The organism is Alcanivorax jadensis T9 (assembly GCF_000756655.1).
Classification (GTDB): domain Bacteria; phylum Pseudomonadota; class Gammaproteobacteria; order Pseudomonadales; family Alcanivoracaceae; genus Alcanivorax; species Alcanivorax jadensis.
This window is the reverse complement of sequence record NZ_ARXU01000001.1, coordinates 451125-465178: the sequence shown is the minus strand read 5'-3', so window position 1 is coordinate 465178 and position 14054 is coordinate 451125. Positions and strand designations below refer to the sequence as shown.

11 protein-coding genes are annotated in these 14054 nt (G+C 58.0%); all 11 read left to right on the top strand.

Annotated elements, in window-relative coordinates; all coding sequences use genetic code 11:
- Positions 1 to 2: 2 nt before the first annotated feature.
- Positions 3 to 827, top strand: a complete 825-nt coding sequence (locus T9A_RS02145; RefSeq protein ID WP_035244656.1) for a phosphatidate cytidylyltransferase — start codon at positions 3 to 5, stop codon at positions 825 to 827.
- A complete protein-coding gene (gene ispC / locus T9A_RS02140; protein ID WP_035244654.1) occupies positions 824 to 2008 on the top strand; it encodes a 1-deoxy-D-xylulose-5-phosphate reductoisomerase in 1185 nt (394 codons plus the stop codon). The genes T9A_RS02145 and ispC overlap by 4 nt, the downstream gene beginning before the upstream one ends.
- Positions 2002 to 3309 carry an RIP metalloprotease RseP gene (gene rseP / locus T9A_RS02135; protein ID WP_035244652.1) on the top strand — a complete coding sequence of 436 codons (1308 nt, stop codon included), beginning with the start codon at positions 2002 to 2004 and terminating at the stop codon, positions 3307 to 3309. The genes ispC and rseP overlap by 7 nt, the downstream gene beginning before the upstream one ends.
- The gene (gene bamA / locus T9A_RS02130) at positions 3306 to 5669 is read left to right on the top strand and encodes an outer membrane protein assembly factor BamA (RefSeq protein WP_198030600.1); all 2364 of its coding nucleotides are present in this window, start codon (positions 3306 to 3308) and stop codon (positions 5667 to 5669) included. Before rseP ends, bamA begins: the two co-directional genes overlap by 4 nt.
- Before the next feature lie 10 nt (positions 5670 to 5679).
- Positions 5680 to 6177 carry an OmpH/Skp family outer membrane protein gene (locus tag T9A_RS02125; protein WP_035244650.1) on the top strand — a complete coding sequence of 166 codons (498 nt, stop codon included), beginning with the start codon at positions 5680 to 5682 and terminating at the stop codon, positions 6175 to 6177.
- Complete coding sequence (gene lpxD, locus T9A_RS02120) at positions 6177 to 7187, top strand: UDP-3-O-(3-hydroxymyristoyl)glucosamine N-acyltransferase (protein WP_035244648.1); 1011 nt, start codon at positions 6177 to 6179, stop codon at positions 7185 to 7187. The genes T9A_RS02125 and lpxD overlap by 1 nt, the downstream gene beginning before the upstream one ends.
- A 36-nt stretch (positions 7188 to 7223) precedes the next feature.
- Complete coding sequence (gene fabZ / locus T9A_RS02115) at positions 7224 to 7664, top strand: 3-hydroxyacyl-ACP dehydratase FabZ (RefSeq protein ID WP_035244646.1); 441 nt, start codon at positions 7224 to 7226, stop codon at positions 7662 to 7664.
- A gap of 72 nt (positions 7665 to 7736) precedes the next feature.
- Positions 7737 to 8504 (top strand): acyl-ACP--UDP-N-acetylglucosamine O-acyltransferase, encoded by a 768-nt coding sequence (gene lpxA, locus T9A_RS02110; RefSeq protein WP_035244645.1) that lies wholly within the window; start codon positions 7737 to 7739, stop codon positions 8502 to 8504.
- A gap of 1 nt (position 8505) precedes the next feature.
- Positions 8506 to 9660, top strand: a complete 1155-nt coding sequence (gene lpxB, locus T9A_RS02105) for a lipid-A-disaccharide synthase (RefSeq protein ID WP_035244643.1) — start codon at positions 8506 to 8508, stop codon at positions 9658 to 9660.
- Entirely contained in the window at positions 9660 to 10298 is a 639-nt protein-coding gene (gene rnhB / locus T9A_RS02100) for a ribonuclease HII (protein WP_052042432.1), read from the top strand. Before lpxB ends, rnhB begins: the two co-directional genes overlap by 1 nt.
- 66 nt (positions 10299 to 10364) lie before the next feature.
- Positions 10365 to 13880 (top strand): DNA polymerase III subunit alpha, encoded by a 3516-nt coding sequence (gene dnaE / locus T9A_RS02095; RefSeq protein WP_035244642.1) that lies wholly within the window; start codon positions 10365 to 10367, stop codon positions 13878 to 13880.
- Positions 13881 to 14054 lie beyond the last annotated feature (174 nt).

The following is a 14054-nucleotide window of genomic DNA, read 5'->3' as shown; positions in this document are numbered from 1 at the left end:
GAATGCTGAAACTGCGCGTGATTACTGCGCTGATCCTGCTGCCCATTGTGTTGGGCGCCGTCTTCGGACTGGATCGTTTACCGTTTGCCCTGGTGGCAGGTGCGTTCTTCCTGACGGCAGGCTGGGAATGGGCGGCCATGATGGGCAAGGTGTCAGCCGCGGTTCGCAGCGGTTGGGTCATCGGTCTTGGTGTGGTGATGGCCCTGGCAGAGATCTATCGCCCTGCCTGGTTGCTCAATGCTATTCCTGTTTGGTGGTTGCTGGCACTGATTCTGGTTATCGGTTATCCGGGCAATGCCCGTGTCTGGTACCGCCCGGCCCTTATGGCAGTGGTCGGGTTGCTGTTGCTGGTGCCTTCCTGGGCAGCAATCGTACAACTCCAGGACGACGGCGCGCTGGGTCTGGCGGGCCCCTGGGCATTGATGTTCATCCTGCTCTGGGTGTGGGCAGCAGATACTGGCGCCTATTTTGCCGGCCGAGCCTTCGGTAAACACAAGCTGGCGCCGCTGGTCAGCCCCGGCAAGACCATTGAAGGGCTCGCCGGTGGTGTGGCCCTGGCGCTGGCAGTGGTGGCTGGCGTCTATGCAGCCGGTCTTCTCGATGCCAAGTTGCTGCCACTGATGATTGTGGCGCTGTTGACGGTACTGGCTTCCGCTTTGGGTGACCTGTTCGAGAGCATGGTCAAGCGTGAGCGTGGCTTCAAGGACAGTGGCACCATCCTGCCCGGCCATGGCGGCATGCTGGATCGCATCGACAGTGTGACTGCGGCCCTACCCATCGCTCTGGCCGGCTTCAACTGGTTTTCCCTGCCGGGAGGCAGTCTGTGACACCTCCTGCCAGACAGCGTCTGACTATCCTGGGTGCCACTGGCAGTATCGGCCAGCAGACCCTGGATGTGGTGCGCCGGCATCCGGAACGCTATGAGGTGTTTGCCCTCACGGCCAGTTCCCGCTGGCAGCTGATGGCGGAGCTGTGCCAGACAGTCCGGCCCCGTTTTGTCGCCATGTCCGACCCGGCGGCGGCGGCGGCACTCAGGAACCATCTGGCTGAGGCCGGGTCTCAAGTTGAGGTATTATCCGGGCCCAAGGCCCTGGCGGATTTGGCGGCTCATCCGGATGCGGATACGGTGGTTGCGGCCATCGTCGGTGCGGCTGGTGTCAGGCCTACACTGGCGGCGGTGGAAGCCGGCAAGCGAGTGCTGTTGGCCAACAAGGAAGCCCTGGTGGTCACGGGTTCCTTGTTTATGGATGCGGTAAAGCGTCACGGTGCCACGCTGCTGCCACTGGATTCCGAACACAACGCCATCTTCCAGTGCTTGCCGGATGAGGGAGTCAATGCCGGCGTGGAGCGCCTCTTGCTCACGGCTTCCGGCGGCCCGTTCCGTGAATTCAGTACCGCCGATCTTGCGGCGGTGACGCCGGCGCAGGCGGTGAAACATCCAAACTGGGACATGGGCCCGAAGATATCGGTGGATTCCGCCACCCTGATGAACAAGGGCCTGGAATTCATCGAAGCCTGCTGGTTGTTCGATGTGTCCCCGGACATGATTGATGTGGTGGTGCACCCGCAGAGTGTGGTGCATTCCATGGTGGCCTACCGGGACGGCTCGGTACTGGCGCAACTGGGTACACCGGATATGAGAACGCCGATTGCCTGCGGCTTGTCGTGGCCGGAGCGGGTGGAATCCGGTGCCCAGCGCCTGGATTTTTCCGCCCTGATAGGACTGAACTTCGAGGCGCCGGATCTGCAGCGTTTTCCCTGTCTGGGGCTGGCGAGGAATGCCATGCGCGCCGGAGGCACTGCCACGGCGGTCTTGAATGCCGCCAATGAAGAGGCGGTTGCCGCCTTCCTGGCTGGCAAGCTGGACTTTATGGGCATTCCGGCGGTCGTGGAACTGACATTGGAAAAGCAGGCCTCACCCGCCTGTATGGATGTGGATGCTGTGATGGAAATCGACCGCCAGGCCCGTGAAATGGCCTGCCAACTGATCAAGGAACGCGGATGCTGACGCTTCTGGCTTTTGTTGTCACCATCGTCATTATTGTGGCCTTCCATGAATGGGGCCACTTTCTCGCCATGCGTGCTTTTGGCGTTCGCGTGCTGACTTTTTCTGTGGGCTTTGGCCCCAAGCTGTTCCGGTTCACTGACAAAAAAGGGACTGAATGGGTAATCAGCGGGATCCCTCTGGGGGGCTACGTAAAGCCACTGGATGCCCGTGAAGATGAAACTGCCGAAGGTGACCCGGGCGAGTTCTCCAGCAAACCGGCCTGGCAACGGGTGATCACCTATGCCGCTGGCCCGGTATTCAATTTCATTCTTGCCATGCTCATTTACTGGCTGCTGATGGTCGGTTTCGGCCAGAGTCGCATGCAGGCGGTGGTGGGGCCGGTGGCACCGGGGACGGTGGCGGAACAGGCCGGCTTTGCCCACGGAGACCGCATTCTGGAGGCGGGTGGCACCGCTGTTGAGGGCTGGCGTCCTTTCTACAACGAATTGATTCTGCATCTGGGAGAAAAGGAAAAACTCCCGGTAACGGTAGCCACCGCATCCGGTGATACGGCGGTTCGCGAGCTGGATACGTCGCCCTGGTCTGCGGACCTGGAGAAGTTGCCACTGGATGCACTGGGTATCAGTCAGGCGGTGCTGATTGGCGAGGTTGTCGAGGGCAGCGCCGCAGATCAGGCAGGCTTGCTCGCCGGTGATCAGGTGATTGCACTGGACGGCGAGCCGGTCAGCGGCTGGCAGGCCTGGCAAGAAACCATCATGGTGTCTGCGAACCAGACTCTGGAGCTGACTGTGCTGCGAGACGGGGCAATGCGGCGTTTTGCTGTCACCCCGGAAACAGTGACTGAAGGAGAGCAGAGTTTCGGCCGTATTGGCGTAGCCATGGGCGGCATTTACCAGCAGCAATTCGGAGCCGGCGGTGCCATTGTGGCGGCCGCCGAACGTTTTGCGGAACAGAGCGAAGTGGTCTGGGCAAGCTTGGTAAAACTGGTAACGGGCAAGTTGTCCCTGGATAATCTGGGCGGCCCCATTACCATTGCGCAGGTGGCCGGGGAGAGCGCGTCCTATGGCATCGCCAGTTTTCTGGCGCTGCTGGCCTATCTGAGCATCACTCTCGGTATTATCAATCTTCTCCCGGTACCCATGCTGGACGGCGGCTGGATTTTCTTTGGAATCATTGAAATGATTCGCGGTCGCAGTTTACCGGAGCGGTTTCTTATGGCCGCGCAAGGGGTAGGGCTGACGCTAGTCATCAGCTTTATGCTACTGGCCATTTACAACGACTTGGTGAAGCAGTTTTCATGATATTTGGGGACAAACTAAACCGCCCCCTGAAGGGCCTGTTGGCGGTAGCCTGCCTGTGTCTGGCACCTTGGGCGAGCGCGGAATCCTTGGTGCCGTTCAAGGTGCACGATGTGCGTGTGGAAGGGCTTCAGCGCCTGCCGGTGGAGCGGGTCTATGCGGAATTGCCGATTCAGGCAGGTGACACGGTGGACCGGGATCAGATCGTTGATGCGGTACAGCGTCTGTTTGCCACCGGCAACTTCGAGGATGTGCAACTGGGCCGTGATGGCGATGATCTGGTAGTGGTTGTGGCTGAGCGCCCCAGCATTGCCCGCATTGAACTATCCGGCAACAAGTCCATCGACGAGGAAAACCTGCGCAAGGGGCTCACTGAAGCCGGTCTTGCCGAAGGTGAAGTCTTCCAGCGCTCCACATTGCAGGCGATCGCCGGTGAGCTGGAGCGGCAATACGTTAGCCAGGGTCGTTATGGGGCCGATATCAAGACCGAATCTGTGCCGTTGCCTCGCAACCGGGTAGGACTCAAGATCGAGATCTACGAAGGTAAGGCCGCCCGTATTCGTGATATCAATATTGTCGGCAACGATCTGTTTGATGATGAAGAGTTGCTAAAGGATTTCGAGCTGAATTCCACCGGGTTCTGGTCCTTCATCAAGGGTGATGACAAATATTCCCGGCAGAAACTGAGTGGCGACCTGGAGCGGCTGCGCTCTTATTACCTTGATCGCGGCTACATCAATTTTTCCATCGAATCCACCCAGGTATCGGTGACTCCGGATCGTCGCAGTGTGTTTATCACGGTCAACGTGGCGGAAGGTGAGCAGTACACCGTCAATGAGGTGAGCCTGGCGGGTGATCTTGTGGTGGGCGAGGAACAGCTTGAGCCGCTCTTGATCGTCAAAAAAGGGCAGGTGTTCAGCCAGCAGCTGGTGACCTACACCAATGACCTGCTCAAGCGCCGTCTTGGCAATGAAGGTTATACCTTTGCCGAGGTCAACGGCCGCGACCACAACGCCAATGATGAAGACAACACCGTTGATGTGACGTTCTACGTGGAGCCCGGGCGCAAAGTATACGTGCGCCGTATCAACTTCAGCGGCAATGCTAAAACTGATGACGAAGTGCTGCGTCGCGAGCTGCGCCAGTTTGAACAGGCACCCGCGAATACCTCCCTGGTGGACTTGTCTCGACAGCGTTTGCAGCGTCTGGGTTACTTCAGTGTCGTGGAAGCTGACACTCCCCGTGTGCCGAATTCCGAAGATCTGGTAGACGTGGAATACAAGGTGGAAGAGCAGCCTTCTGGTTCCATCGGCGCTAATGTGGGTTTTTCCGATGCCTCAGGGTTTATCTTTGGTGCCAATGTCACCCAGAACAACTGGCGTGGCTCCGGTAATCGGGTGTCTTTCGCTCTGAGCCGTTCGGATATCCGGGATTCCTACAGCTTTTCTCACTACAACCCCTACTACACCTTGGACGGGGTAAGCCGTGGTTTCAGCCTGTTCTATTCCAAGATTGATTTTGATGAAACCTCTGTAGCCTCCTATGCGGCGGATCGCCTGGGTGGCTCGGTGACCTTTGGTTATCCGATTTCTGAATACTCACGGCTGAGTTTCGGCGGCACTTATGAGAAAACCGATATTACGAGCGGTGATTTCGTGGCCGTGGATATTTTCAATTTCCTGGAGAAGGAAGGTAGGGAGTTCAATGAATACAAGTTCAATGCCTCCTTGCAGACCAGCACGCTGAACAGAGGTGTGTTGCCAGATCGCGGTTGGTCCAGCAGTCTTGGACTGGAAGTGGCAGTCCCCGGATCGGACTATGGCTTCTATAAATTGAACTGGAACGGCCAGAAATATTTCCCGATCACTCAGCGCTGGACATTGCGCACCCGTGCAGATGTGGCTTACGGGGATGGTTATGGCGACGATGCCGTACTGCCGTTCTTCGAGAACTATTACTCCGGCGGCATCGGTTCGGTGCGTGGCTATGAATCCCGCTCCTTGGGCCCGCGTTCTGAAGGATTGGCGTTTTTCCTCAACGGCACCCGTGACCCGGACCCGGATCCCATCGGTGGTAACCTGCTCACCGAAGCCAGCCTGGAACTGATTTTCCCGACGCCGTTTGCGCCGGAATCCCGAAGCGTGCGAACCTTCCTGTTCGCCGATGCGGGCAACGTGTTTGAAACCGAACGCAGTGACATTGTGGCCGACTTCGAAGCCACAGACCTGCGTACTTCCGTGGGGGTAGGCCTGACCTGGCTGACAGCGATTGGCCCGCTCAGTTTCAACCTCGCCAAGGCGCTGAATGACCAGACTGGCGATGATACGGAAGTTTTCCAATTTTCTCTGGGACAGACTTTTTAGGAGCTTAATAATGATGAAAAAATGGATCGCTGTTTTTGCTGTAATGCTGCCGGCTCTGGCAATGGCCGAAAGTCGTGTGGGTGTGATTGATCCCATCGGTGCGCTTCAGGCGGCTGACAACGTAAAATCCCGCATGAGCGCACTGGAAAAAGAGCTGGGTGCCGATGAGCAGCGTCTCAACAGCCTGCGTCAAGAAGTGGGCAAGATGCAGGAAAAAATGCAAAAAGAAGGCATGACCATGTCATCTGATCAACAGGAGCAGATGCAGACCGAAGGTCAGCAGAAAATGATCGAAATCCAGAGCCTGCAGCGCAAACTGCAAAAGCGTGCTAACGATGCCCAGCGTGAACTGCTGCAGGAAATGGAACCTAAACTGCAAAGCGCCGTTGCCGAAGTGGCCAAGAAAGAAAACTTGGACCTGGTTGTCAGCGCTCAGGCAGTGATTTACACCAAGCCGGATCTGGATATCACTGAAGCGGTGACCAAACAATTGAACAAGATGAAGTAATGCTGACTCTCGGTGAACTGGCCCGGCAACTGGGTGCCGAGCTGGTCGGAGATCCCGACCAGCCGGTAGACGGTCTGGGGACGATACAATCTGCCACGGACAGCCAGCTGACCTTTCTGGCTAATCCCCGCTATCGCAGTTTTCTGGAACAGACGCGGGCAGCAGCGGTGTTAATCCCTGAGTCCCAGCGGGAGTTCTGCCCGGTACCTGCGCTGATCGTGAAAGATCCGTATCTGTCTTTTGCCCAAGCCAGTGCCTTTTTCGAAACCGCACCGGTAGCAACGCCGGGGGTTCACCCCTCTGCTGTGGTGGATCCCCAGGCCCGGATTGCCGATTCTGCCTCCATCGGTCCCAATGCGGTGGTCGATGCCGGGGTAACGGTAGGCGAGGGGGCCGTGATCATGGCCAATTCCGTGGTGGGCGCCGGTTCAGTGATCGGGGATCAGTGCAAGATCTGGCCAAATGTTACAATTTATCATGGTGTGACACTGGGCCCGCGCACTATCATACATGGCAATTGCGTGATTGGAGGCGATGGTTTTGGCTTCGCCTTCAATGGCGGCGGCTGGACCAAGCTGCATCAGGTCGGTGGTGTTGTCATCGGCGCCGATGTGGAGATCGGCGCCGGTACCACCGTGGATCGGGGTGCCATTGAAGATACTGTGATCGGTGATGGTGTGATTCTGGATAATCAAATCCAGGTCGCCCACAACGTGGTGATCGGGAACCATACGGCTATCGCGGGTAAAGCTGGTATTGCAGGTTCTGCCAAGATCGGTGCCTACTGTCTGATCGGTGGGGCTGCCGGCATTGCCGGGCACATCGAAGTCTGTGACAAGGTGCAGATACTGGCTATGTCACTGGTGTCGAGTTCAATCAAAGAGCCGGGTACTTATGGCTCAGCGTTACCCGTAGATACCCAGAGTCGCTATCGTAGAAATGTGGCTCGCTTCCGAAATCTTGATGATCTGGCTCGCCGCGTGCGCAAACTGGAACGTTCAAGCGATTAACGACCGCGTATTGCGGCACTTGCCTGTGTGGAACACATGATGATGGATATTCAGGCGGTCAGGGAATACCTGCCGCACCGTTACCCTTTTTTGCTGATTGACCGTGTTCTTGATGTGGAGCCCGGCAAGCGCATTGAGGCGATCAAGAACGTGAGCATCAACGAGCCCTTCTTTAATGGTCATTTTCCCCATGAACCGATCATGCCGGGTGTACTGATCATTGAGGCCATGGCACAGGCTGCTGGGATCCTCGGTTTTGTTACCGAGAACAAGAAACCTGGCGACGGTTTTATCTATTTGCTGGTTGGCACTGACCGCGCACGCTTCAAGCGTCGGGTTGTACCGGGTGACACGCTGCATCTTAGTGCCGAGTTCATCATGGCCAAACGCAATATCCTCAAGTTCGCCTGTGAGGCCAAGGTTGATGGCAAGATCGTCGCCAGTGCCGAGATGCTGGTGGCAGAACAGAAGGTCTGAGCCGGGGAGGCATAAGCCAGCGATTTTTGGCGTATACTCCCTGTATTTACAGAACATTAAAGCGAAAATTTCATGATACATCCGACCGCCCTTATCGATCCGGCCGCGGAGCTTGCAGAGGATGTGCAGGTAGGCCCTTACACGGTTATCGGACCTGATGTGAAAATTGGCTCAGGTACCGTTGTCGCCTCCCATGTGGTCATCAAGGGGCCGACCACCATTGGTAAGAATAACCATATCTTCCAGTTCGCGTCTGTTGGCGAGGATTGTCAGGATAAGAAATACAAGGGTGAGCCGACACGCTTGGAAATTGGTGATGATAACGTTATCCGTGAATCGGTAACGATCCACCGCGGTACCATCCAGGACAATTCTCTGACCCGCATCGGTAGCCGCAATCTGTTGATGGCCTATGTGCATATAGCCCATGACTGCATCGTTGGTGATGACTGTATTTTTGCCAACAACGCTTCAGTTGCTGGTCATGCGCAAGTTGGTAATGGTGTGATTCTCGGCGGTATGACTGGGGTTCATCAGTTCTGCAAGATAGGCGCTTACTCCATGACCTCCGGCTGCTCCTTCGTGCTGAAGGATATACCCGCCTATATCATGGTATCAGGTAACCCTGCCCAGGCGCGGAGCATGAACTTTGAAGGCATGAAGCGCCGAGGATGGTCTAAAGAGACCATCGCGTCCCTGCGAACTGCCTATAAGCTTATCTACCGCCAGGGGCTGACTCTGGAGCAGGCAGTGATCGAGCTTGAGGCAATGGACGCGTCGGATGAACTGCAGGCCCTTATTGACTCTCTCAAGGCATCCGAACGCGGCATCACCCGCTGAGATGGCAGCCAGCAAGGACGCTCCGCTTGTTGCCCTGATCGCCGGAGAAGCCTCCGGCGATATTCTTGGTGCAGGATTGATGCAGGCTTTGCAGGTTCGCTATCCGGGTGCCCGTTTTATCGGTGTAGGCGGCGAGGAAATGTCGGCTGCCGGTCTCTCCAGCCTGTTTCCCATGGAAAAGCTCTCGGTGATGGGAATCACCGAAGTTCTGGCTCACCTGCCGGAACTGTTGCGCCTGCGCAAACAACTGGTGAGCTTCCTGCTTGAAGAGCGCCCGGATGTGGTCATCGGCATTGATTCCCCGGACTTCACTCTCCCTATCGCACGGCGTCTCCACGCACAGGGTCTGAAAACCGTCCATTACGTGAGCCCTTCGGTGTGGGCATGGCGGCAGGGCCGTATCAAGGGCATCAAACGCAGCATCGATCTGATGCTCTGCTTGTTGCCGTTCGAAGCGCGCTTTTATGAGCAACATCAGGTGCCTGTGTCCTTTGTGGGCCACCCTCTGGCGGATCGTGTGCCACTGGAAACGGATACTCCGGCGGCGCGTGTCGAGCTTGGTCTGCCGGAAAGCGCCGACATTTTGGCAGTCCTGCCTGGTAGTCGTGGCGGGGAAGTGGGGCAGCTGATGCCTGCTTTCCTGGATGCCATGGTGGCCCTGCATGCTCAGCGGCCGGATCTGCATTTTGTGATTCCCGCAGCCAATGGCGCCCGCCGTGAACAGATTCAGGCACTGCTGGATACAGCAACGGATTTACCGGTCACCCTGGTGGATGGGCAAAGCCGTACCGTGATGGCAGCGGCGGATGTGATTCTGATGGCCTCCGGTACCGCTACCCTTGAGGGCTTGCTGGTGGGTAAACCTATGGTAGTGGGCTATCGGGTGGGTGCTATTACCTATGCCATCGCCAGTCGACTGGTGAAAAGCGAATTCGTGTCGCTGCCCAATCTGCTCTGTCGCGAACAAATGGTCCCCGAGCTGATCCAGGACGGCCTGACCACCGATGCCATTGTGGAGTCCGTGAGTCACTGGTTCGATTACCCGGATCAGGCTGATGCCCTCAAGTCCCGCTTCCGGGCGGTGCATGAACAGCTGCGTGGCGGTGCCAGTGAAAAGGCGGCGGATGCGGTCAACCAACTGCTGGAAGGTAGCTGATGGATCCGTTTTCCGAATACGCCTTGGCCGAGCCTTTCATTCCTTCCGTGTTTCGTTGGCAGCCGGGTATGCGGGTGGTCGGTGTGGATGAAGTCGGCCGCGGCCCCTTGGTGGGTGCGGTGGTAACCGCCGCGGTTGTGCTGGATCCTGCGCACCCGATACCCGGTCTGGCCGACTCAAAGAAAATCAGTGAAAAGAAAAGGTTGCAGCTTGAAGTTGAGATCAAGTCTCATGCTCTGGCCTGGTCGCTGGGGCGCGCTGAACCGGAAGAAATCGATGAGCTGAACATCTTCCACGCGACCTTGCTGGCCATGCAGCGTGCGGTACAGGCTTTGCCCCTTGACGTGCACGGCGTGCTGGTGGACGGTAACCGCGTCCCCGAGCTTGTCTGTCCGGCAGAGGCGGTGGTGAAGGGTGACGGTCGGGTACCGGCGATTTCTGCGGCCTCCATTCTGGCCAAGGTGGCTCGCGACCGTGAAATGCAGCAGCTTCACCAGCAACACCCCCAGTATGGTTTCGACCGCCACAAGGGTTACCCGACCAAGGTGCATCTGGCCGCGCTGGAACAACATGGTGCTCTGGCCCAACATCGCCGCTCCTTTGCGCCGGTGGCCAGAATTCTCGGTGCCCATGCCTGAGCTGGCACTGACCGGGACGGCTTGCCGAAACACGATACGAACACAGCAACACTGAGGAACACCCCATTGAGTGACCCCCGTTTTGTCCACCTGCGCCTGCACACCGATTATTCCCTGGTGGACGGGGTGGTGCGGGTCAAGGAACTGATCAAGACCTGTGCCAGCCAGGCCATCCCGGCGGTGGCCGTGACGGACGATTCCAACCTGTTCGCCATGATCAAGTTCTACTCCGCAGCCATGAATGCTGGAGTGAAGCCGTTGATGGGGGCGGATCTGTGGGTGGAAAGCGCCCATATCGAAGAGCCTGCAAAGTTGTCTTTCCTGGTACAGAACGAACAGGGCTACCAGAACCTGACGCTGCTGATCAGTCGCGCCTGGCAGACCAACCAGGACCGGGGCAGGGCCCTGGTCAAGCCAGAATGGCTGGAAGAGCTCCATGAGGGGTTAATCGTGCTGTCCGCGGCAAGCCAGGGCGAAGTGGGGCAGCTGTTGCTGGCCGAGAAAAACGACCTGGCACGGCAGCAGGCTCGCTGGCTGCAGTCTGTTTATGGTGATCGGGTGTATCTGGAAGTTCAGCGCACCTCCCGGCCGGGGGATGAGGATTGCCTGCACGCCACCGTGGCGCTGGCGACAGAACTGGCGATGCCAGTGGTGGCGACCAATGACGTACGTTTCATTCGCCGGGGGGATTTCGAGGCCCATGAGGCCCGCGTCTGCATCCACGATGGCAACACCCTGGAGGATCCCCGCCGGCCCAAGAAGTATTCCGAAGAGCAGTATCTGAAATCGGAAGATGAGATGGCGGCGCTGTTTTCCGATCTGCCGGAAGCGCTGGAAAACACCGTCGAAATCGCCCGCCGCTGTACTCTGGATATTCGCCTGGGCGAGAATTTTCTGCCGGACTTCCCGATTCCGGATGGCATGACCATCGAGCAATATTTCGAAAAGCTGTCCCGGGATGGGCTGGAAGATCGCCTTGAGGTATTGCTGGACAGAAATGACCCGGAGTACCCCAGCAAGCGTAAAGACTATGACGACCGGCTCAAGTTCGAGCTGGATATCATCAACCAGATGGGCTTTCCCGGTTACTTCCTGATTGTTGCCGACTTCATTCAATGGGGTAAGGATAACGAGGTGCCGGTAGGGCCGGGGCGGGGGTCCGGTGCTGGCTCGCTGGTGGCCTATGCCCTCAAGATTACCGATCTGGATCCCATTGGCTACGACCTGCTGTTCGAACGTTTCCTTAACCCGGAACGGGTATCCATGCCTGACTTCGATGTGGATTTCTGCATGGAGAAGCGTGACCGGGTAATCAACTACGTGGCCGACAAGTACGGCCGTGATGCGGTGAGCCAGATCATCACCTTCGGCACCATGGCCGCCAAGGCGGTGGTGCGCGATGTGGCGCGGGTCCAGGGCAAGCCCTATGGCCTGGCAGACCGGCTCTCCAAGATGATTCCGCCCACCCCGGGGATGACCCTGGAGAAGGCGTTTGAGCAGGAAGAAACCCTGCGCGAGTTCCTGGAAAGCGACGAGAACTCCGACAAGGATTCCGCCAACGAAATCTGGGAAATGGCGCTGAAACTGGAAGGCCTGACCCGGAACGTGGGCAAGCACGCCGGGGGCGTGGTGATTGCACCGGGCAAGCTGACGGATTTCGCGCCGCTCTATTGCGAGGAAGACGGCACCAATCTGGTGACCCAGTACGACAAGGACGATGTGGAATCCGCCGGGCTGGTGAAGTTCGACTTTCTCGGCCTGAAGACCCTGACCATCATTGACTGGGCGGTGAAGGCAGCCAACGTCAAGCGTCAGCGGGAAGGGCTGGATGATCTCGACATCGACCATATCCCGCTGAATGATTCGCCCAGTTTCGACCTGCTCAAGAAGGGGGATACCACCGCGGTATTCCAGCTGGAAAGTCAGGGCATGAAGGAGCTGATCAAGAAGCTCAAGCCCGATGTCTTTGAAGACATCATCGCCCTGGTGGCCCTGTACCGTCCGGGGCCGCTGGAATCAGGCATGGTAGACAACTTCGTTAACCGCAAACACGGTCGCGAGCCACTGGCCTACCCGGACCCGCAGTACCAGCACGAATGGCTGGAGCCGATTCTCAAGCCGTCCTACGGGGTCATCCTGTATCAGGAGCAGGTGATGCAGATCGCCCAGGAGCTGGCTGGCTACACCCTGGGGGGGGCGGACATGCTGCGTCGGGCCATGGGCAAGAAAAAGCCGGAAGAAATGGCCAAGCAACGGGTCATCTTTGAAGAGGGCGCCAAGGGCAAGGGCGTTGATCCGGACCTGGCCATGAAGATCTTCGACCTGGTGGAAAAATTCGCCGGTTACGGTTTCAACAAGTCTCACTCGGCTGCCTATGCGCTGGTGGCCTACCAGACTGCCTGGCTGAAGGCGCATTATCCGGCGGAATTCATGGCCGCCACCATCTCGGCGGATATGCAAAACACGGACAAGGTGGTGACCTTCATCGATGAGTGCAAGACCATGGGCTTGCAGGTGTTGCCACCGGATGTGAACTCCTGCGGTTACCGTTTTACGGTGAACCCGGAAGGCGACATCGTTTACGGTCTGGGCGCCATCAAGGGGCTGGGCGAGGGGCCCATCGAGGCTATCGTGTCCGCCCGCGCCGACGGAGGTGGCTTCAAGGACCTGTTCGATTTCTGCCGTCGTATCGATCTGAAGAAAATCAACCGTCGCTCCCTGGAAGCCATGGTGCGAGCCGGGGTGCTGGACAACCTGGGGCCGCCTTCCTCTGATAAACGATCCAGCTTCCATGACCGCGCCACGATCCTGGCTACCTTGCCGGATGCCATCGCCGCCGCCGACCAGGATGCCCGTAATGAGGCTGCCGGCATCATGGATATGTTTGGTGCCGTGGACGAAAGTCCGGCCACGGCAGTGGAATGGAAACCGGCCCGGTCCTGGAATGACGACACCCGCCTTAACGGCGAGCGTGACACCCTGGGGCTGTTCCTCACCGGCCATCCCATTGATCAGTATGAGAGCGAAGTGCGCCAGTTTGTCTCCGCCCGGCTCAACTCGCTGCTACCCACGGGTAAAGGTGAAGCGGCAACGGTGGCCGGCCTTGTGGTGGCCTTGCGTATCACCCGCAGCAAGCGCAGCGGCGAGCGTATGGCATTCGTGACCCTGGATGACAAGACCGGGCGGGTAGAAGTCTCCGTGTTCGGCAAGACCTTTGCCGAGTACGGAGACCTTGTGCAAAAGGATGCGTTGCTGATCTTCAAAGGCGGTGTCCGCAACGACGATTACACCGGCGGGTTCAACCTGATTGCCGATGAAATCATGGATATGCGCCAGGCCCGGGAAACTTTCGCCCGCCGCCTGCGCGTGGCCGTGCCGGTATCCGAAGAACTGCCCCGACGCCTGCAACAGACGCTGGCCCCATACCAGGGGGGAAGTACCCCGGTGCTGCTGGATCTGGACCACCCCATCGCTGCCGCCAGTTTCTGGATGGGCGAGGCCTGGAAAATCAGCCCCCACGAGTCCCTGGTAGAGGAGCTGCGGGTGCAGTTCGGCGAAGATGCGGTGCGGATGGAGTATTGATAGCGGCTTCTAGCTACGAGCCCTCTAACTACGAGCTAAAAGCTGGTGGCTGATTTCCTTGAAACAGTTTGCAACCTAGCCGTGCGCTTCGCGTCTCGACCTTGTCATCCGGTTACGGCTACACTTGTGCAGGCCAATTCCGGCGGGATCAGGGATGACGATTTCGCCAGCCAT